The sequence below is a fragment of the Candidatus Atribacteria bacterium genome (assembly GCA_011056645.1).
Classification (GTDB): domain Bacteria; phylum Atribacterota; class Phoenicimicrobiia; order Phoenicimicrobiales; family Phoenicimicrobiaceae; genus Sediminicultor; species Sediminicultor quartus.
The window spans coordinates 14,372-33,825 of record DSEL01000159.1 but is presented as its reverse complement, the minus strand read 5'-3'; the positions used below and the strand labels follow the sequence as shown (position 1 = coordinate 33,825).

The 19,454-nt window shown below is 34.3% G+C and carries 19 protein-coding genes and 2 tRNA genes; all 21 read right to left on the bottom strand.

Annotated elements, in window-relative coordinates; genetic code table 11:
* Positions 1-74: 74 nt before the first annotated feature.
* Entirely contained in the window at positions 75-821 is a 747-nt protein-coding gene (locus ENO17_07020; GenBank protein ID HER24780.1) for a 3-oxoacyl-ACP reductase FabG, read from the bottom strand.
* Between the two features lie 36 nt (positions 822-857).
* Positions 858-2,588, bottom strand: a complete 1,731-nt coding sequence (locus ENO17_07015; protein HER24779.1) for an aldehyde ferredoxin oxidoreductase — start codon at positions 2,586-2,588, stop codon at positions 858-860.
* A 20-nt stretch (positions 2,589-2,608) separates the two neighbouring features.
* On the bottom strand, positions 2,609-3,643 hold the full coding sequence (locus tag ENO17_07010) for an Ldh family oxidoreductase (GenBank protein HER24778.1): 1,035 nt from the start codon (positions 3,641-3,643) through the stop codon (positions 2,609-2,611).
* Between the two features lie 7 nt (positions 3,644-3,650).
* Entirely contained in the window at positions 3,651-4,322 is a 672-nt protein-coding gene (locus ENO17_07005) for a 4-carboxy-4-hydroxy-2-oxoadipate aldolase/oxaloacetate decarboxylase (GenBank protein HER24777.1), read from the bottom strand.
* A gap of 88 nt (positions 4,323-4,410) precedes the next feature.
* Positions 4,411-5,061: a GntR family transcriptional regulator gene (locus ENO17_07000; protein HER24776.1), complete on the bottom strand. Its 651-nt coding sequence runs from the start codon at positions 5,059-5,061 to the stop codon at positions 4,411-4,413.
* 134 nt (positions 5,062-5,195) lie between these two features.
* Entirely contained in the window at positions 5,196-6,068 is an 873-nt protein-coding gene (locus ENO17_06995) for a prephenate dehydrogenase (protein ID HER24775.1), read from the bottom strand.
* A gap of 117 nt (positions 6,069-6,185) precedes the next feature.
* Positions 6,186-6,638 (bottom strand): type II 3-dehydroquinate dehydratase, encoded by a 453-nt coding sequence (gene aroQ / locus ENO17_06990; GenBank protein HER24774.1) that lies wholly within the window; start codon positions 6,636-6,638, stop codon positions 6,186-6,188.
* Between the two features lie 5 nt (positions 6,639-6,643).
* Positions 6,644-7,747, bottom strand: coding sequence for a 3-dehydroquinate synthase (gene aroB, locus ENO17_06985; GenBank protein HER24773.1), 1,104 nt, complete (start codon positions 7,745-7,747; stop codon positions 6,644-6,646).
* Between the two features lie 4 nt (positions 7,748-7,751).
* Positions 7,752-8,264 carry a shikimate kinase gene (locus tag ENO17_06980; GenBank protein HER24772.1) on the bottom strand — a complete coding sequence of 171 codons (513 nt, stop codon included), beginning with the start codon at positions 8,262-8,264 and terminating at the stop codon, positions 7,752-7,754.
* Positions 8,261-9,409: a chorismate synthase gene (locus ENO17_06975; GenBank protein ID HER24771.1), complete on the bottom strand. Its 1,149-nt coding sequence runs from the start codon at positions 9,407-9,409 to the stop codon at positions 8,261-8,263. The genes ENO17_06980 and ENO17_06975 overlap by 4 nt, the downstream gene beginning before the upstream one ends.
* 18 nt (positions 9,410-9,427) lie before the next feature.
* The gene (locus ENO17_06970; GenBank protein HER24770.1) at positions 9,428-10,339 is read right to left on the bottom strand and encodes a shikimate dehydrogenase; all 912 of its coding nucleotides are present in this window, start codon (positions 10,337-10,339) and stop codon (positions 9,428-9,430) included.
* Positions 10,340-10,390: 51 nt separating this feature from the next.
* On the bottom strand, positions 10,391-11,680 hold the full coding sequence (gene aroA / locus ENO17_06965; protein HER24769.1) for a 3-phosphoshikimate 1-carboxyvinyltransferase: 1,290 nt from the start codon (positions 11,678-11,680) through the stop codon (positions 10,391-10,393).
* Positions 11,681-12,733, bottom strand: coding sequence for a 3-deoxy-7-phosphoheptulonate synthase (aroF, locus tag ENO17_06960; GenBank protein HER24768.1), 1,053 nt, complete (start codon positions 12,731-12,733; stop codon positions 11,681-11,683).
* Positions 12,730-13,125 carry a chorismate mutase gene (aroH, locus tag ENO17_06955; protein ID HER24767.1) on the bottom strand — a complete coding sequence of 132 codons (396 nt, stop codon included), beginning with the start codon at positions 13,123-13,125 and terminating at the stop codon, positions 12,730-12,732. Before aroH ends, aroF begins: the two co-directional genes overlap by 4 nt.
* A 437-nt stretch (positions 13,126-13,562) precedes the next feature.
* The gene (locus ENO17_06950) at positions 13,563-14,585 is read right to left on the bottom strand and encodes a threonylcarbamoyl-AMP synthase (protein HER24766.1); all 1,023 of its coding nucleotides are present in this window, start codon (positions 14,583-14,585) and stop codon (positions 13,563-13,565) included.
* Complete coding sequence (locus ENO17_06945) at positions 14,585-15,055, bottom strand: transcription elongation factor GreA (protein HER24765.1); 471 nt, start codon at positions 15,053-15,055, stop codon at positions 14,585-14,587. The genes ENO17_06950 and ENO17_06945 overlap by 1 nt, the downstream gene beginning before the upstream one ends.
* Positions 15,056-15,179: 124 nt before the next feature.
* Positions 15,180-15,254: transfer RNA gene (locus tag ENO17_06940), tRNA-Glu, on the bottom strand.
* A 54-nt stretch (positions 15,255-15,308) separates the two neighbouring features.
* A tRNA-Gln gene (locus ENO17_06935) sits at positions 15,309-15,382 on the bottom strand.
* A 62-nt stretch (positions 15,383-15,444) separates the two neighbouring features.
* Positions 15,445-16,932 (bottom strand): glutamate--tRNA ligase, encoded by a 1,488-nt coding sequence (locus tag ENO17_06930; protein HER24764.1) that lies wholly within the window; start codon positions 16,930-16,932, stop codon positions 15,445-15,447.
* A 302-nt stretch (positions 16,933-17,234) separates the two neighbouring features.
* Positions 17,235-18,152 carry a divergent polysaccharide deacetylase family protein gene (locus ENO17_06925; protein HER24763.1) on the bottom strand — a complete coding sequence of 306 codons (918 nt, stop codon included), beginning with the start codon at positions 18,150-18,152 and terminating at the stop codon, positions 17,235-17,237.
* 81 nt (positions 18,153-18,233) lie between these two features.
* A complete protein-coding gene (locus tag ENO17_06920; GenBank protein HER24762.1) occupies positions 18,234-19,430 on the bottom strand; it encodes a S41 family peptidase in 1,197 nt (398 codons plus the stop codon).
* Positions 19,431-19,454 lie beyond the last annotated feature (24 nt).

Sequence of the window (19,454 nt, the reverse complement as noted above, 5' to 3'; positions counted from 1 at the left end):
TCTTTCTCCTTTTACATCTTTTATTCGAACTACTTTCACCTTTGACATGTCTTTACCTCCATCTATTTTTAACCTTACCTTATTAAAATTCCACCATTAATATCAAGGGCAATACCGGTAATCCAGTCCGATTTATCGGAAGATAGAAAAACAGCTAACTGAGCAATATCCTCCGGTAAACCATCCTTTTGGATCGCGCGACCAGCATTCCAGCTGGCAAAAACTTCAGCCGGATATTGTCTAGTCTGTTCCGTTAATATGGGACCCGGACAGATTGAATTGACATAAATTCCACTGGGACCAAGTTCCCGTGCTAAAGTCTGAGTTAAACCAATGACTCCTGCTTTGGAAGCAGCATAGTTAACTCCAACTCCCGGTCGGCCTGTTCTGCCGGCTAAAGAGGCAATGTTGACGATCTTACCCCTTTTCTGTTTTTCCATGTAAGGAATGACAGTTTTGCTGCAGATAAATGTACCGTTTAGATTAATATTAATAACCTTATTAAAGTCTTCCACCGACATTTCCTTGATTGTTTTGTGTAAAGAAATTCCGGCATTATTTATCAGAATATCAATCTTACCAAATTTATCAAATACCTGCTCCATAGCATTCTTAATCATGATTTCATCTGTGACATCGGCTTTAATAGCTATAATTTTTTTTCCTGAAGAATCTAATTTCTTGGCGAGATTTTCTACTAAATCATATTGAATATCAAATAAAGCTAAAAGAGCACCTTCTTTAAAAAATTCTTCAGCGATACTTTGTCCCAAGCCTTTACCTGCACCTGTAATAATGGCAACACAATCTTTCAATAGCATTATAAAACTCCTTTCACTTCTTTTTTCAAATATTTTTTAAAATTCATCAATTGGAATTTTAACATCCCATATTCTTTTCATTTTTTCTTGAGATATATCAAATACAGTGTTATTCGGGGGTAAAGGTTCCTCTTTCATAAATTCAGGAAAAGACCAAAATTCTTCAGAGACACCTGCTTTTCTATTAAACTCTCTTTCTGTTTGTAATACATCTTCGGCAATTTTTTTGATATCTTTTAATTCCAATTCCCATCCATATCTACCTTTTAAAAGAGATATATAAAATTCAGGGTGCTTTACAAATGGAGGTCTTACAAATAAACAAAGCCCAAGTGTATCTAAAAGTGCTACTCGTAATTGTAATTTCATTGAATCTTCTATTTGCCCCGTACCACTTAAGGGATTAATTTTCCCAGCAGATCCAAAAGTATTTCCGGCTGTATGATCTGCTCCCATTGGTGAGGTAAAGTAAGTTACGCCATTACCTTTTAAAGCTCTTGGGTCATAAGCAGGTATGGCTTGCCCTTTTATCGCGGGAATTCTTCTTACTCCAAAAACTTGACCGGTCAGACTTACTCCGTTTCCTATAATACGGCCAAGATAAGAGCCTTTTCCGATCTGACGTATCACATCCTTTGCTGCTTCGGCATCTCCAAATTCAATCTCTCCTGCTTCCATTAAAACACCTAAAGCGGCTCCTGTTTCTATTGCATCTACACCAACTTGATTACATAAATTATTCATTTCCGCTATATCATCCAGGTCACCGATACCACAATTTGGACCTAAAAGAACTATATTCTCATATTGGATTGAAGATACAATCTTTCTCCCTTTTACATCTGGAAACACATTACAGCACTTTATGGCACATCCAGTGACACAAAAATGACCAGCACGACCTTCACCATCACGTTTTAAAATAACCTCTCTTACTCTCTCGCCGTTAATATTTTGAATGTCTTCAAAATTTCCAGAAGAAAAATTTCTGGTAGGTAATAAGCCAAGCTCATTGGCCATTTGCGTAATAGCGGGGGTTCCATACATATGTCTATTCTCAGTTTTGGGGTCTTTCTTTAAAAACTGGATTATTTCTTTTCCCGTCTTTTTTAACAAGCCTGAATCAAAATACTCAGGTTTTTCAGTCTTGGTATCATCAATAATAATAGCCTTTAATCCTTTAGAGCCCATCAATGCCCCAAGGCCACCTCTAGCAGCATATCTAAGTTGAATATCTTTGTCATCGGTAACCGCAATCCCTGAACCATAAAGCTTCATCTCCCCCGCTGGTCCGATACTGATAATACCAACGCTTGATCCAAATTTTTTTCTGATGATCTTAATGGTATCTCCGACAGTTTTATGCTTTAGTTCAGGTATATTAATGATCTCAGCTTTGTTAGAAGATAGAAGCAAGCACTGAGTTAAGATCTCCTTTGGGGTATCTTCGATCACTAAAGCCTTGATACCTAAATTGGCGATTTTCTTACCTGCAGACCCTCCGACATTACTCTCTTTAACTCCACCTGTCAAAGGACTCTTGCCTCCAATAGAAAGTTGACCAGTAGTAGTGATTGCTGTATCAGCAATCAGACCTGAGGAAAATATTAATTTATTGTAACGACCCAGTGATTCACAAGTAGGAGGCGCTTCTCTTAAGAGTAACTTGGAGATTAATAAGCGACCACCCCAGTGTTCTTCTTCGGACGTAACTTTGCATTTTTCAATTTTTCCATTTCGCATATTTACTCTCATTATCCATTTCATCGATTATGCCCCTTTTTATTTTATAACCTCAAATTACTGCCTAATTTGACCAAGATATCATTTAACTTATTCATCGTTTGGGAACTAAATTCGATCCCTTCTTTTTGAGCTTTTTCTTCTCTTAGAAATTCTATTTCTCCAGGTAAATAGATTTCTGAGGTATCTTTTGTTTTTTTTAAATTCTTGATAGAACGAATATAATCATCAATTTTAGAATAAAATGTATCTAACTCAATGAAGTGGCTAATATCAATAGCTATGCAAAACACTCCAACACCAGTTGGTCCTTCTAATTTATGAAATGTTTTCACATCCGTTCCATATTTTGATCCTGACAGCATGCCAGTAACAATATCGATAACAATAGCCAGCGCTGAACCTTTAGGACCTGCAATGGGAAGAAGTGTCCCTTTTAATGCCTCATTCGGATCTGTGGTGGGATTACCTTCCTGATCAATTGCCCATCCTAAAGGAATTTGTTCTTTGTTTCGTGAAGCTTTTCTAATTTTTCCACGAGCAACAATACTTGATGACATATCTAAAATAATTGGCCTTTCATTTTTGGCAGGTATGGAAACCGAAAAAGGACTTGTGCCGATAAAAGCTTCAGTACTACCCCATGGTGCCATTGAAGGAGCTGCATTGCAACCAACTGCTCCAATCATCCCTTTTTGAGAGGCTAAATCAGTATAATAACCTAAAAAACTGATATTATTAGTATTTTTCACTAAGGTGGTTGCAACTCCAAATTTTTTTGCTTTTTTAATACTTATTTCCATTGCCTGTCTTGCTACTAATTGTCCTAATCCATTTCCACCATCAATTATTGAAGCTGCGTCATTGTCTTTTACTAAAGAGGTTTTTGTGGGAATTTGTAACATACCGGCTTTGATTCTATCATGCATAGGAATTAATAGATAAGTGCCATGGGTAAAAATTCCCCGCATGTCAGCCTTAACCAAGCAATCAGCAGCTAATGATGCACTATTTTCGTTTTCTCCGTAAAGTTTTAATATTTCCGTTGCAATTTTTTTCAATTCTTTTTCAGTGATCATGACAGCACTATTCCTCTCTTAAATTCAAAGATTCGAAAATTTTATCTAAACGGTTATACTCTACACTACTTATTCCACTCATAAGAGCTTTTGCTTTTACTTCTTCTTTTTGTACCCTTTCTTTAGATTTAGCTAATATTTCGATGCAATCCTGAAGTTTAACACAAACCATTCCATCATCATCGCCCAAAATGAGATCTCCAGGATTAACTGTTGTTCCACCAAAATTTATTGGGTAATTTATAAGTCCCAAAGATGCTTTTACTGTTCCTCGGATAGCTACCCCTCTAGAAAATATGGGAAATCCCATTTCGATAATCTCCTCAGAATCTCTAACACACCCGTCAATTGCTAACCCACCTATTTTTTTTGTTTTAGCTTGAATAGCCATTAAATCGCCCCAATATCCATATTCATACTCATCACCAACTGTTGCTACTATAATATCTCCTTCTTGTGCTTTTTCTAAAGCTTTGTGTAACATTATGTTGTCTCCTGGAGCAGTTTGGACTGTAAAGGCCGGACCGCACAATTTCATCCCTCTAAATATCGGCTTAATTTTAGGGTTTATAAATCCTTTTCTACTCGAAGCTTCATAAACTGTTGCAACAGCAATTGATTTAAACTGTTCAACTAAATCTTTTGGTGGTCTTTTTATTTTAGTTATCACATGTATCATTTAGCACATCTCCTTTGATATAGATTTGAAATTTCATAGGATTATTTACTCTATAATTAGTATCAAATAATAGTAAAGAAATTTTCTATTACCGATGGTAATATCCCTTTTTTATTCTTTCTTCACTATTACGAATGTGTCTTGTTAATTCTAAAACTGCTTTTTGTTTGTTTTTCTGTTTTATATAATTAATGATGCTCTCGTGTTCTTCAATCGCATCAACGTTTCCTTTTTTGCGAATACTATTAAAAGTTTTATAAGAACAAATAAAATATTTATCCATAACATTTTTCATTAGATTTAGTAAAACTGAATTATTGTATATTTCAAAAAATAACATATGATATTTTTTATCATATTTATGAAAACCTTTAATATCTTTTTGTTTTAGAGAAATAATTTCTTTTGCAGTATAATCTGAAAGAGCGGTTAAATGTTCGTCGGTTAAGGAGTCAAAAATTTCTTTAAAAACATGTTTTTCTAAAATTTTACGGACTTCAAATATTTCAATAATACTTTTCATTTCCATTTGGGGAATGAAATAACCTACTCCCGCTAAGCCTTCTAGTAATCCTTCTCGATGCAAACGTTGACATGCTTCTCTTATTGGGGAATATCCTATATTAAATTCTTTAGATATTTTTCTTATGCTAATATGTTGATCGTTAGAAACGCTAACTTTATTCTTAATTAATCTATATGCCTTTTCACTTAGAAATTCTTTCTCTATTTCTCTCACCTCGTTCAAATAATATTTTCTTGTAATAACATAGTTATATCATTGATATATCACTTTTTTATATTTTAACATAAATATAATATCCTTGTCAAAAAGTTATTAGGTAGATTTTTGGTAGGTAGAAAATTTTTAATTTAAAGAGTTTCTCTTAACTTGCTTGCTTTTTGGAATTCTTCTTTCAAACTGCCTGGATCATTTTTGAGTTTTTCTTCTATTGCTTCAAGATAATTTCTAAATTCCTGTATAGAACTTAAAATATTTTCTTTATTGGTTTGACAAATATCCTCCCACATTTTGTAAGGACTAGAAGCTATTCTAGTCATATCTTTAAACCCTCCTCCTATTACTTTAAAATAATGTTGGTCATTTTCTTCTTGAATAAGCTTGCTTATCATGTTGGTGAGAGAAACTGCTAAAATTTGAGGTAAATGACTTATTGCAGCGATAATTTTGTCATGTTCTTGAGGATCTAATATTAATTTTTTTGCACCGATCGTTTTGATCAATAAAAACATTCTCTTCTGCGCAATTAAATTATTTTTATTCGTAGGAGTTAAGATATAGGTTTTATCATTAAAGAGTTGAGAATTAGCTTCCTCTATACTATATTTTTCAGAGCCGGCCATGGGGTGTCCACCAATAAAGAAAACATCTTTAGATAATACTTCAGTAGCTTTTTCTACTACTTGTCTTTTGGTACTGCCTGTATCAGTTACCAGACATCCTCTCTTAAGAAAGGGATTAATTTGGGTCAATAAGTCTAAAATTGTTTTTACTGGAGTGGATAAAATTACTACATCTGCTTTTTTTAATCCTTCTTCGAGATTGATTGCCCCTTCATCAATAGCGCCTCGGGCAAGTGCTCTATCGATTATTCCTGGTTTATCTATTCCCATAATTTTGAAATTCGGCTTCTTTTTTTTTAAAGCCAATCCCAATGATCCACCGATTAGGCCTACACCAATAATACTTATCATGTGAATATTAAAGTCACTTTCTTCTTCCATTTTGTTTTCTCCTTTCTATAGAGAATATTTAGGGTTTGATAAATCGAGCTTAGACATTTGATATAGAGATTATTTTGTCATTAAGGCATTTCAAAATTATAAACTAATATTTTTTATTTATTTTTTTCCTTGTTTGTTCTTTACTAAATCCTTAAGAGCATATATCGCAAGAATATAACTCTGATATCCAAATCCAGCAATCTGTTCCGTGCAAGCAGAAGCTGTAACTGATTTCCTCCGAAAGTCTTCTCGAGAAAATATATCAGAAAGATGAACTTCAATTGTGGGAATCGAACAGTCTCTAAGAGCATCGGCAATCGCATAACTATAATGGGTATAAGCTGCCGGATTAATAATTAAACCATCTACTTGGGAAGAAAAATACTGAATAGAATCAATAATCTCTCCCTCAGAATTTGACTGTTTTATTGTTAGTTCAATATCTTCCTCTTTGGCAAAGGATTCAATTTTATGATTCATTTCTTCTAAGGTTAAATTTCCGTAAATTTTTTGATCCCTTTTTCCCAGCATATTCAAATTTGGTCCATTAATTATTCCTATCTTTAACATAATCTTCACTCCTTTTTTATTTCTTCTATACTTTTCATTACTTCTTCTTTAGTAATATTATCAATTAAACACACTTTCCCTATATCTTTCGGTAAAATAAATGTCATATGGCCTGAATAGTTTTTTTTATCTAAAGTTAGGGTTTCCCAGAACTGTTTGTAGTCTATTTTTTTAATATATTCAAATATTGATTCGTATTTTCCTAGAAATGACAGTATTTTACTAATTTTTTCTTTAAACTCTTCCGAACACATCCCTCTATTCCTAGCTATTTTAGTCTCGATTAGCATACCTAAAGCTACTGCCTCACCATGACTTAAACCTTGATATCCTGATCTTGCTTCCAGGGCATGTCCAATACTATGACCAAAATTAAGTATTTTGCGTAACCCGTTTTCCCAGGGATCTTGCAAAACTATTTCTACTTTTAGAGAAACAGCTTCTTTAACCAGTTTACATAGCAAGTCTTCCCTTTTTTTAAATAGCTGATCAATACTTCTTTCAAACCATTTAAAGAAAGTTGGAGATTTAATAACTGCAATCTTTATAGCCTCTACAATTCCATTTTTTATTTCCTTATCTGATAGGGTCTGCAAAACTTCAGGGTCGGCATAAACTGCCTTTGGTTGATAAAAGCCCCCAATAATATTTTTAGCTAAAGGATGATCAACTGCAACTTTTCCCCCAATACTGCTATCTACCTGAGATAAAAGAGTAGTAGGAATATGTACTAAAGGTAGGCCTCTTATATAGGTAGAAGCTACGAATCCAACTAAATCTCCTATTACTCCTCCTCCCAAAGCAATAAGAGCTGTGGTTCGGTCTACTTTCTTTTTTAATAATTCATCATAGAGATAATTTGCGGTAGATAGAGACTTGTATTTTTCTCCATCAGGTATTTCTATTAAATCATAGTTAAATTGACCCTTTTTCAAAACGGATAATAGTTTAGTTCCATATAGATCATGTACCAAAGGATTAGTAATTACAATAACCTTTTTATTTTTTATTATTCCCGATAAATGATCAGTTAAATTGCTGAGAATCCCTCTTTTTATAATTACTCTATATTCTTTATCTTCTATAATTTTTACTTTTATTTCTTTCACTTATTCACCTTTCCAATTTCAAAAGTGTAACTATTTTATCTACGACTTCCTGAACGCTAAGATTAGAAGTATTAATCTTATAATCGAAACTTTCGTATATTTTCTTTCTCCTTTCTAATAAATGATTTATTTTGTTTAAAAGATTATCTCCTTTTATGAGTGGACGATTATTCTTTTTCTCTAAGCGACTATAAAGAGCCTGTGGGGTAGCATAAAGACAAATTACCTTCCCCTCTTGATTCATTGTTTTAATATTATCCAGATTAAGAAATGTACCTCCACCAGTAGCAATAACTAAATTTTCTTGTAGAGAAAGTTCTCTTACTAATATATTCTCTTGTTCTCGAAAATATTTTTCCCCATATCTATCAAAAATATCCGCGATGCTCGCCCCCTGGCGTTCTTCAATTACCCGGTCCATATCTATAAATTCCATTTCTAATCTTTGAGCTAATTCTTTAGCTGTAACACTCTTGCCGGTTCCCATAAATCCGGTAATAATGATATTTTTTCTCATACCTCTTGGAGTCGCTCCTTATAATTTTCATAATTCTCTTTTATTTCCCCTAAAGAATCACTGCTAAATTTCTCTAAAAAAGCAATCGCTATTTCCCAAGCAGTTACTGCCTCTCCCACTATACTGGCCGCAGGGACAATACAGATATCAGATCTTTGATATAATGCTTTTGTTTCCTTTTTGCTGGAAAAATCAACAGAATAAAGGGGATTAATCAAAGTAGGTATGGGTTTAATATAAGCTCTAATTATAACTTCTTCTCCATTGGTCACTCCGCCCTCAATGCCACCAGCTCGATTAGTCTTTCGGTAATAGCGGCAGAATTTTTTTCTTGTTTCTATCTTAGTAAAAATTTCATCATGAACATCCGAACCTTTTTCCCCTGAAATCTTTATTCCTTCACCGATCTCTACTGCCTTTACTCCTGGAATACTCATAAGAGCTGAAGCTAAATGAGCGTCTAAACGTCTATCCCATTGGACATAACTTCCTAAACCGATTGGAACGCCGGTGGCTACTACCTCAAATACTCCCCCTAAAGTATCTTCTGTTTCCCGAGTACGGTCAATTTCTCTGCACATTCCGGTTGATGCTTTCTCATCTATGCAATATACAGGTGATTTATCAATTTCAGCTCTAATCTTGGGATTAAAAGTAGTAGTCCTCGATGCTTTTATCTGACCTATCTGTAATGTATAACTATAAATATTTAAATTAAATTCTTCCAAAAATTGTTGTGCTATTGAACCTATTGCTACTCTCATAGCCGTCTGTCGAGCACTGGCTCTCTCTAAGACTTTCCTCACATCTTTAAATCCATATTTTATTGCTCCGGCAAAATCTGCATGACCTGGCCGGGGAATGCTTAAAGAAGGAATTTTTTTGTCTTGCCAATTTTCCCAGTCTTTATTTTTTATCAATAGACCAAGGGGGCTTCCTATGGTCTTTCCTTCTACTAATCCCGATAATATTTCAACTCGATCCTTTTCAATCTTCATCCTATTTCCTCTACCATAACCTCCTTGTCGCCTAGCCAGATTAATATTGATCTTTTCTTGGTTTATGCAAAATCCTGCCGGTAAGCCCTCTATTATTCCCAACAAACATTTGCCATGAGATTCTCCCGCATCAAGAAACCTTAGCATGTTAAATTTTCTCCCTTCTTAAATAGTCGTTATCTGTTGGTCGTCAATATTTTGTAAAAATTCAATTTTTCTAATCATTTCTATAACTTCTTTCCCTTCTACTTTAATACCAGTCCAAAGAAAGAAACTTTCTATCCCTTGATAGACCAACATCGGTAAACCGTTCATTATTTTTGCTCCCGCCTGCTCTGCTTGTCTTAAAAAAAGAGTTTTGGTGGGATGATAAATAAGGTCATAAACTAAGAGGTTGGGATGAAATAATTTTTCATTTGGTAAAGGTGTTTTATCAATTTGAGGGGGTATTCCAAAAGAAGTAGTATTAACCAGAAAATGAGCTCTTCTTATTTTATCTTTTATATTTTCTTCTTCTAAGGAAAATGCTCTAATACAGCTCTTGGGAAAAAAGTTAGAAAAATCTTGTTTGATCTTCTTAGCTCTTTCTAAAGTTCGATTGAAGATAGTTATCTCTTCAATTTTTTCCTCTAGAAGGGCGTAAATCACTCCACGGGCAGCTCCTCCCGCTCCTAAAATAATTGCTTTCTTCCCTTTTACTGTAGATTTTCCTTCTTCCTGCAGGCTCTTCTTGAAACCAATTACATCGGTATTGTAACCTGTAAGATTCCCTTTATCATTGACAATTGTATTTATCGCCCCAATCCTTCGAGCTGATTCTTCCACTTTATCTAAAAATTTAATTACTTTCTCTTTATAGGGAAAAGTAACATTTACACCTTTTATATTTAAAGCACTTATCCCTTGGATAGCGTTACCCAAATTGATTTCTGCTACTTGAAAAGGCAGATAACAAAAATTTAAAGAATATCTATCTATTATCTGGTTATGAATAAGTGGGGAAAGACTATTTTCTATATTCTTTCCAACTACGCCTATTATTTCAGTCTTTCCATTTATTTCTTTTTTCATTTGCATTCCCCTCTTAATTTTTGATAGTAATTACTTATACTTTCTTCAATATAACGATTACCAATCAATTAAATCCTGTAAAATTTTTTCGAATCTGGGAAAAGAAATATTTATACATTCTGAATTTCTTATCACAGTTTTACCTTCAGCCAATAGGGCGGCAACTGCTAAGGACATAGCAATTCGGTGATCATTATAACTTTCACAGACTGCTCCCTTCAATCTTGTGGGACCATTTACCATAAAGCCATCTTCTTTTTCATGAATATCGGCTCCCATTTTTTTTAGTTCACTAACGATAGCTTGTATCCGGTCAGACTCTTTTACTCTTAGTTCTCTCGCTCCGCTTACCAATGTTTTTCCATATGCCTGAGTTGCTATTACCGCAATAAGAGGTAATTCATCGATTAAAAAAGGAATACTTTCTTTTTTAATCCCTACACCTTTTAATTTTGAACATTCTACTATTAAATCTGCGCGAGGTTCATTAGATTGTATCTGATAATTTAAGATATCAATCTTTGTCCCCATTTTTTTAAAAATTTCAATGATTCCCGTCCTGGTTGGATTAACCCCTACTTGATTGATTGTAATTTTAGAATTTCTTATTAATCCAGCAGCTGCTAGGAAATAAGCCGCGGAAGAAATATCACCGGGGATAAAAATATCAGTACTCCTTAATTCCTTTCCACCTTTTATTTTAATTTCTGAAGACGAAATCTTTATATCTGCCCGCATAATTTCTAACATCCTTTCGGTGTGATCCCGGGTGGAAAGAGGTTCTCTAATTACTGTTTCCCCACTAGTATAAAGACCAGCCAACAGAAGAGCTGATTTCACCTGAGCACTGGCAACTGGTAAAGTATATTGAAAATGGTTAAGTTTATTTCCCTTAATACTTAAAGGAGCAAAATGACCCTCTTCTCTCCCCCAAATATCTGCACCCATCAAGCGAAGAGGCTGTACTACTCTTTTCATGGGTCTTTTCCTAATTGAATTATCGCCATTTAAAACAGAGTAAAAATTTTGTCCGCTAAGTAATCCGGTTAAAAGACGAATACTCGTTCCTGAGTTCCCCACGTCAAGGATAATTTTTGGTTCTTGTAATCCATATAGTCCTTTTCCCTCAATATGAACAGAATTATTTATATCCAAATCTATTTTCACTCCTAAGGATTGCATACATTCTAAGGTGCTCTGGCAATCTAAGGAATTTAATAAATTGTATACTCGAGTTTCTCCTTGAGCAATAGAACCTAAAATTAGAGAACGGTGAGATATTGATTTATCTCCCGGAACAAATATATTCCCTTTTAATTTGTTTACTTTTTCTAAAACAAGCTCCATTTAATTTTTCATCCTCTCTAAATCTTTTTCAATAGGTGCACTCAATTCTCGACCTACTGCTTGAGCTATAGGTTTAAGTTCTCTCATCAACTGAGCAAAAGTAGCTATTTTTAAGGTCTGAGCTCCATCGCTAAATGAATTTTTGGGGTCAGGATGAACTTCGATAAGCAAGCCATCCACTCCTGCAGCTATAGCAGCTTTAGACATTGCGCTTACCAATCTCCACTTCCCGGTAGCATGGCTGGGATCTACAATTACCGGCAAATGGCTTAACCTCTTTAATGCGGGGATTGCGCTTAAATCCAAAGTGTTGCGGGTATAGTTTTCAAAAGTTCGAATTCCTCGCTCACATAATATCACTTCATAATTCCCTTGAGATAAAATATATTCTGCTGATAATAGTAGCTCCTCTATAGTAGCTGACATTCCTCTTTTTAATAATATTGGTTTTTTAATTTTACCCAATTCTTTTAATAATATAAAATTCTGCATATTACGAGTACCTACTTGAAATATATCGGTATACTTACCTACTAATTCTATCTGGTTAACTGACATCACTTCAGTTACAACTAGTAAACCTGCCTCCTCTCCCGCCTGAGCTAATAACTTCAAACCTTCTTCCTCCAACCCCTGAAAACTATAAGGGGATGTACGAGGTTTAAAGGCTTCTCCCCTTAATATCTTTGCCCCGTCAGCTTTTACTTGTTTTGCTGTCTCAAATATCTGTTTTTTATTTTCAACCACACATGGTCCAGCCATTACTATCACCTCTTTGCTGCCTATAATTACGTCCTTTATTTTTACAATAGTATCAAAACTTTTAAACTCCCTACTTGCCAACTTATAGGGTTTTGCAATGGGAATAATTTCCTCTACACCGTCATAGGCGTAAAGAGGAACTGAATTTAAATTTTCTACATCACCTATTACTCCTAAAACAATCTGTTTTTCTCCCCGAGAGATGTGTACTTCATGTCCCATTTCACGTAGCTTCTGCACTACTTTTTCTATATGAAACTCGCTGGTTTGGCCATTTATCACTATAATCACTTGGAATCACTCTCCTTTAAATTGAGGTTCTTTTTAACTAAATCTTTTCTTAATATTTCTGCTCCCCTTAAATAACAGTGCTTTATTTCTCTCTGGCTTTTTTGGCAATTTACCTGGATTAATATTCGAATACATTTGGGCAAGCTCTCTGGGACTTCGATTTCTTGCATATCAAAAAGGGGAACTTGGTCCCAGCCTAATTCTCGTGCTGCTTGAGCTGGAAAAGCTGCATTTAAATCAGAAGTGGCACTGAAAAACACACTTACTATTTCTTCAATCTTAAAATGATTTTCTCTCTGTAAGGCAATTAGCAATTCTTTGGTGATTGTTATAATTTCTTCTTTAGTATTACTCTTTCCCGTTATAGCACCTCTTATTCCTCTTACTAACATACTCTCACCTCTTTTCTTGTTAGAGGACAGCCCATTGATACGATTTGATATTACTCCGCCTACCATATTAAAGTGTGCAATAACATTTCTCTTGTTTTTCTATTCGATCAATGGAGTTCCTACACTTTTTAAACAACTATTCTTATAAAATAAAAAAGGTCATAGGAATTAAATAACCTATGACCTTTATATAAAAATATATAAAGATATCATAGGCATAAAACCGATGTCTATGCCTATGATATCTTATTGTTTACCTTTTAAGATGCTAAGGCATAAACATCGGTGGAATAATAGTAATAAAAATAATAATTAAAGAAACTTATCAATTTAGCAAGTTTATTATTTATTGCCACCTTACTTACTCCTTAACATTTTTTAAAATATTAGCATAACCTTTCTTTTCTGTCAAATTATTTTACAATGATTTTTAATATTTATTTGGGAGCTGCTGCTTTTCTTAATCTCTCCATTATAGCTAACCCCAAACCCTGTTCTTCTAATCCTTCAGCAATAATAATTTCATATCCTTCTTTATCAAAATTTCTTAAAATAGCAAAGAGATTTGCCGCACATCTCTCTAATTCAGCGCTCTTGCCTATTACCTTAACCTTAAATCCATTATATTCATTTTGATTTTCTCCTTTTGCCATTATCCCTACTTTAAATCCTTTTGCTTTATACTCAGAAGCCAGCTGACGAACTTCTTCTATTTCGCCTTCCTCTTTTTCTTCTACTAAAATTAGTTTTGCTTGAGGAGAATAATGACTGTTTAGCATCCCCGGAGAGCGAAAACCTTCTTCTATCTCCATACTTATTTTTACCTGTTCAATGATTTCTTTTAATTTTTCTATCGATATCCCCCCTGCCCTTAATACCTGGGCAGGTTCAACAGTTATATCTAAAACAGTAGATTCTACCCCTACTTTAGTTTTGCCTCCGTTAATGATCATGTCTATTTTTCCCCCTAAATCATCGGCTACATGTTGAGCATTGGTCGGACTTGTCCTCCCAAAAAGATTAGCGCTGGGAGCAACAATAGGAGTTTTAGCTTCCCTAATTAAACTTAAAGCGATATCGTTCGCCGGTATCCTAATTGCAATGGTATCTAAACCAGCGGTAACAATATCAGCAACCAATTCAGACTTTTTTAGGATTAAGGTTAGAGGACCAGGCCAAAATGTTTTGGCTAATTTTAAGGCAATCGGGGGGACATGCTTGGACAATTTATACAATTCTTTTATATCGGCAATATGAGCAATTAAAGGATCATTAAATGGTCTTCCTTTGGCATGAAATATTTTCGCCACCGCTTTCTCGTTCAGGCCATCCGCTCCTAATCCATAAACTGTTTCAGTAGGAAAAGCTACTAAATTACCTTTTTTTATTTCCTCAGCAGCCTTTTTTATTTTAGTAAAATCTATTCTCTTGGGATCTATTATTAATATTTTAGTTTTCATTAAATAATTTTTAGTATTTTAAACCTTAAAATTCCGATAGGAACTTCAATCTCAACTCTTTCTCCTTCCCGGTGATTTAAAAATGCCTTTCCCAAGGGAGAACTGATCGATATCTTATTATGAGCAAAATCTATTTGATCATCCGTTACAAATGTATATTCAATTTCTTCTCCGGAATCTAAATTTAAAAGCTTTAGGATAGAGCCAATACCAATCTCTCCTGAAGGGGGGTCTTTTTTTACTACTTTTGCCCGGCTTAGCTTCTGCTTTAATCTAACAATGCTTATTTCATTCATACGTTGAGCTTCCAAAGCAAGGTTATATTCTGCATTCTCGGTAATATCTCCGAATTCTAATGCCCGGCTAATATCTTCTTGTATCTCTTTTCTTTTTGCACCTTCTAAGTGCTTTATTTCTTCTCTTAAATTCTCTAATCCTTCTCTACTTAAAAATATTTCGTTATCTTTCACTTTTAGCCTCTTTTACTTTATCAATTTCATTATTTTAATTCTCTTTGGTGAATTAGCTATAGCAACTAAAAAAAGCAGGTAGGTAGTTCCTGCTCAAAATAAATCTATATTTCACCTAAAAAAATGGTGGCGCAAGGGGGAATTGAACCCCCGTTTGCTGATTGAGAGCCAGCTGAATTAACCACTATTCGATTGCGCCGGAACCTATTTACCGATTTGCCAGCTAACCAGATATCCAGTAAAATAACAAAAATGGCTGAGGGAGGTGGGCTCGAACCACCGCTCCCAGATCCAGAGTCTGGTGTCCTACCACTAGACGATCCCTCAACTCTACAATAATCTTTTCTTTTCGTCATTTTATACTAAATCTGATTATTTGAAAAGTCTAATTAATTATTTTTCTTCACCTCTTCTATTTTTTCTATTGCTTCTTTTAAGCGTTTGGCTGTTTTATCTTGACCTAATACTACCATTAATTCAAACAAGCCAGGACCTACTTTTTTTCCGCTAAGAGCAACCCTAGTGGGATGAATTATTTGACCGCCCTTTATTTGTAAAGAAGAGGCAACTTCTCTTACTGCATTTTCAATATTTCCTTCATCCCAACATCTAAGGGTAAAAAGCTTTACCCTTAAGGCTTGTAAAATATCTGATACACCTTCTTTATTTAGTACGCTATCAAAAGCCTGAGGTTCAATATTTATTTTATCCACAAAAAAATAATCCGCATATTCGATAAACTGAGAAAAATTTTTAATTCTTTCCTGCAATAGTTTTAATACTTTTTTTATATAATCATATTTTTCCGAAGAAAGATTTTTTTTACTTTCGATATAATTGGCCTCTTCAAGAAAGGGAATAAGCATATCGGTTAAGGAATCGATTGGTTCCTTCTTTAAATACTCACTATTAAACCAGTTTAATTTTTCTATGTTAAAAACCGCAGCGTGTCTGGAAATTTTTTCCAAACTAAACTCTTTAATTAATTCTTCTTTGGTGAATATCTCCCTTTCGTCACCAGAAGACCAGCCCAAATGAGTAATATAATTCACTACCGCGCCAGGGATATAACCCATTTTTTTATATTCCATAACCGAAGTTGCTCCATGACGCTTACTCAACCTGGTGTGATCTTGCCCCATAATCATAGGAATATGAGCAAATTCTGGTAAATCAAATTCCAATGCTTCATATATTACAATCTGCTTAGGTGTATTAGAAATATGGTCATCTCCTCTCATAATGTGACTAATCCTCATTAAGGCGTCATCAATAACTACTGCATAATTATAAGTAGGAATTCCGTCTGATTTCATAATTACAAAATCACTTAACAACTCACCGTCAAAAGTCACTTTCCCTCTTAATAGGTCATCAAAAACAATTTCTTTGGCGGGAATTTTAAGTCTTATTACCGGTTTCCTACCTTCTGCTTCATATCTCTTCCTTTCCTCTTCACTAAGGTTAAAACAATGCCTATCATACTTAAGAGATTTATTTTCCTTTACCTGTTTTTCTCTGCTTTTAGTCAGCTCTTCTCTAGAACAATAACAAGGATATGCTTTTTTATCTTTTAAAAGTTTTTCCGTATATTCACGATATATGTGTAAGCGTTTCATCTGATAATAGGGACCGTATTCCCCATTTCTTCCAGGACCTTCATCCCAATCTAAACCCAACCATTTCATGCCTTCTAGTATCACATTTACTGCTTCTTCGGTCGACCTTATTTGGTCGGTATCCTCTATACGTAAAATAAAAGTCCCATTATAATGTCTGGCATAAAGCCAATTAAATAAAGCCGTCCGGGCTCCACCAATATGCAGATATCCAGTTGGACTGGGAGCAAACCTTACCCGTATTTTTTTGTTTTCCATTCTTTTTCCACCCTTAATCAGTTTTTAGTGAATGGTTGTTAGAGTATATAGTATTTCACCAAGAATAGGATTTCTATTATTCCCGTTAATTTTGTGGAACATAATATTCTTATTATTAATTATTCTTTTCTACCAATCATCACCACTAAACACGTTATTTTTTATATTAAACAAGATTATTATAATACAAAAGAATTGATAACACAATTGTCAATCAATTAGAAATTGGGACAGGCGAAACGTCAGTCCTATAAATACTTACCCTTCTAATAATCTGACTAGACAAGTTAGGGCTAAAATTCTTATTTAACTAATTTTGAGACCGGGACTATTTCTATACCTACCTTAACTAATTCAGGGAACATCCTCTTTAAAACATAAAAGGTGTTTATACGGCTATGACCGATGGCAATGGCTTCTCCTTTTTTTAAAGCAATCTCTTGAACATTCAACATCTGTCCTTTAATATATTCCATATCGTTCTCATTATCCAAAAATACCGACCTTACCGAAGACTTTATTCCCATCTCTTGTGCTACTATATAGGCAATAGAGTCCTTGGTAGTCATGCTATCTATAAAAAATAAATTATATTCTTTAATTTCTTCCAAAACTGTTTCCATGAGTTTTCTGTTTTCGGTAATCTTTGAGCCCATATGATTATTAACCCCTATAATATAAGGGAAATCTAAAATAGATTTGCGGACAGATTGTCTAATTTCTTCTTCCGACATATAGGACTTAATAGCGCCGGGTCCGGGATTAGCAGTAGTGTTACTAGGCTCCATGGGTAGATGCAAGATAATTTCCTTATTATTTTTCCTACCTTCTTCAGCAATAAAATCAGAATACTGAAGAAAAGGTAAGATAGATAAGGTTACTGGAAATTCCAATTCTATCATTTTCTTGGCTACGTCTGTTTCATATCCTAAATCATCTATTATAAAAGCTACTTTAGGAGAAATGCGTATCTCTTCCTCGGAAGAGGCTAAATCATTAATGATCAAATCTGCATATTGTTCACTATCATAAGTAACATTTTCGACTATCTTTGATTCTAACTCTATTTCATGGATAGGTGGGAGGTCGGCACTAGATATGTTAAGAAGGCCGCTTTCCTCCTCAATAGATTTATGAAATAAATTAGAAATATTAAAGGCAATAATTAAAATAACTATCAATGCAATAATGTTTATCATTTCTCTTTGATTCTTTTTCAAAATAAAATCCTTTTCAATTTGGTTGGTTAGTTATTTGTCTTTTCTTCTTTATCTTTCTAACTAAAACTATTCATTATTCACTTACGACGATCTTAATTCTTCTTCCAATAACTGTATAGCTTTATTCAATTGCATGTCCTGTTCATCATCTTCTACTGGTTCTATTAATATATCCGGTTCAATCCCAATATGATTAATTGAACGCTCACTAGGGGTAAAATATTCAGATGTAGTAATAGCAACTCCCGAGCCATTATACAGATTAAATACTTGTTGTACTACGCCCTTGCCAAATGTTTTTTCTCCCAACAACTTACCTCTTCCGGAATCTTGAATTGCCCCTGCTACAATTTCAGAAGCACTGGCACTTCCCTCGTTAACTAACACGAATAAAGGCCATTCTGGGTATTCGTTCCCCCTTGATTCTATCGTAGCTACTATTCCATCTCTATCTTTGATGTGAACAATCGGTCCTTCTTTTATGAATTTGCTGGTTACCTCTATTGCACTATCTAATAATCCTCCTGGATTATTGCGCAAATCGAGAATAATCCCCTGAATATTACTATCTTCTTTAAATTTATTTAAGGCTTCTCTTAACTCAGGTTCGGTGTTCACATTAAAAGTAGAAATTCGGATATAGGCAAGGTTATCATACTTACCCATCGTTTCCTTTTTTACTGCTGTGACCTCGATTATATCCCGGATTATGGGAATTTCAAAAATTTCTTCTACCTTTTCTCTCTTGATTCCAATAGTTATTTCAGTTCCTTTCTCCCCCCTTAAAATATTCACTGCTTCATCTAACCCCATTCCTTCAGTTGATTTTCCATCAATCTCTATTATTTTGTCTCCTGGTTTTATTCCGGCTCTATCAGCTGGAGTATCTTCAATGGGAGAAATTATAGTTAATTGATCATCTTTTATAGAGATAATTATCCCTAATCCTCCAAAACGACCTAAAAACATATCTTCCTGCTCTCTTTTAAGTGCTTGCGGGTCCATAAAACGAGTATAGGGGTCATCAAGCGTTTTTAGCATCCCTTTTATAGCTCCTTGAATAACCAGATCTAGATCTATGTCTTTCTTTACGTATTCAAACCTGACTAAATTTAAAGCTTCAAAGAAAGGCTCTAAATTGTCAAACAACTTCTCTTCATTGTTTTTACCGTTTGCTCTAACATTATAAAACAGGAATCCGCCAATTATGGAAATTAACACAAAAATCGAAATTAAAGTAACTATTCTTTTTCTTTTAATATTTATCAAAATTTTCACCGTCCAATTTTTAGAATGTTTATG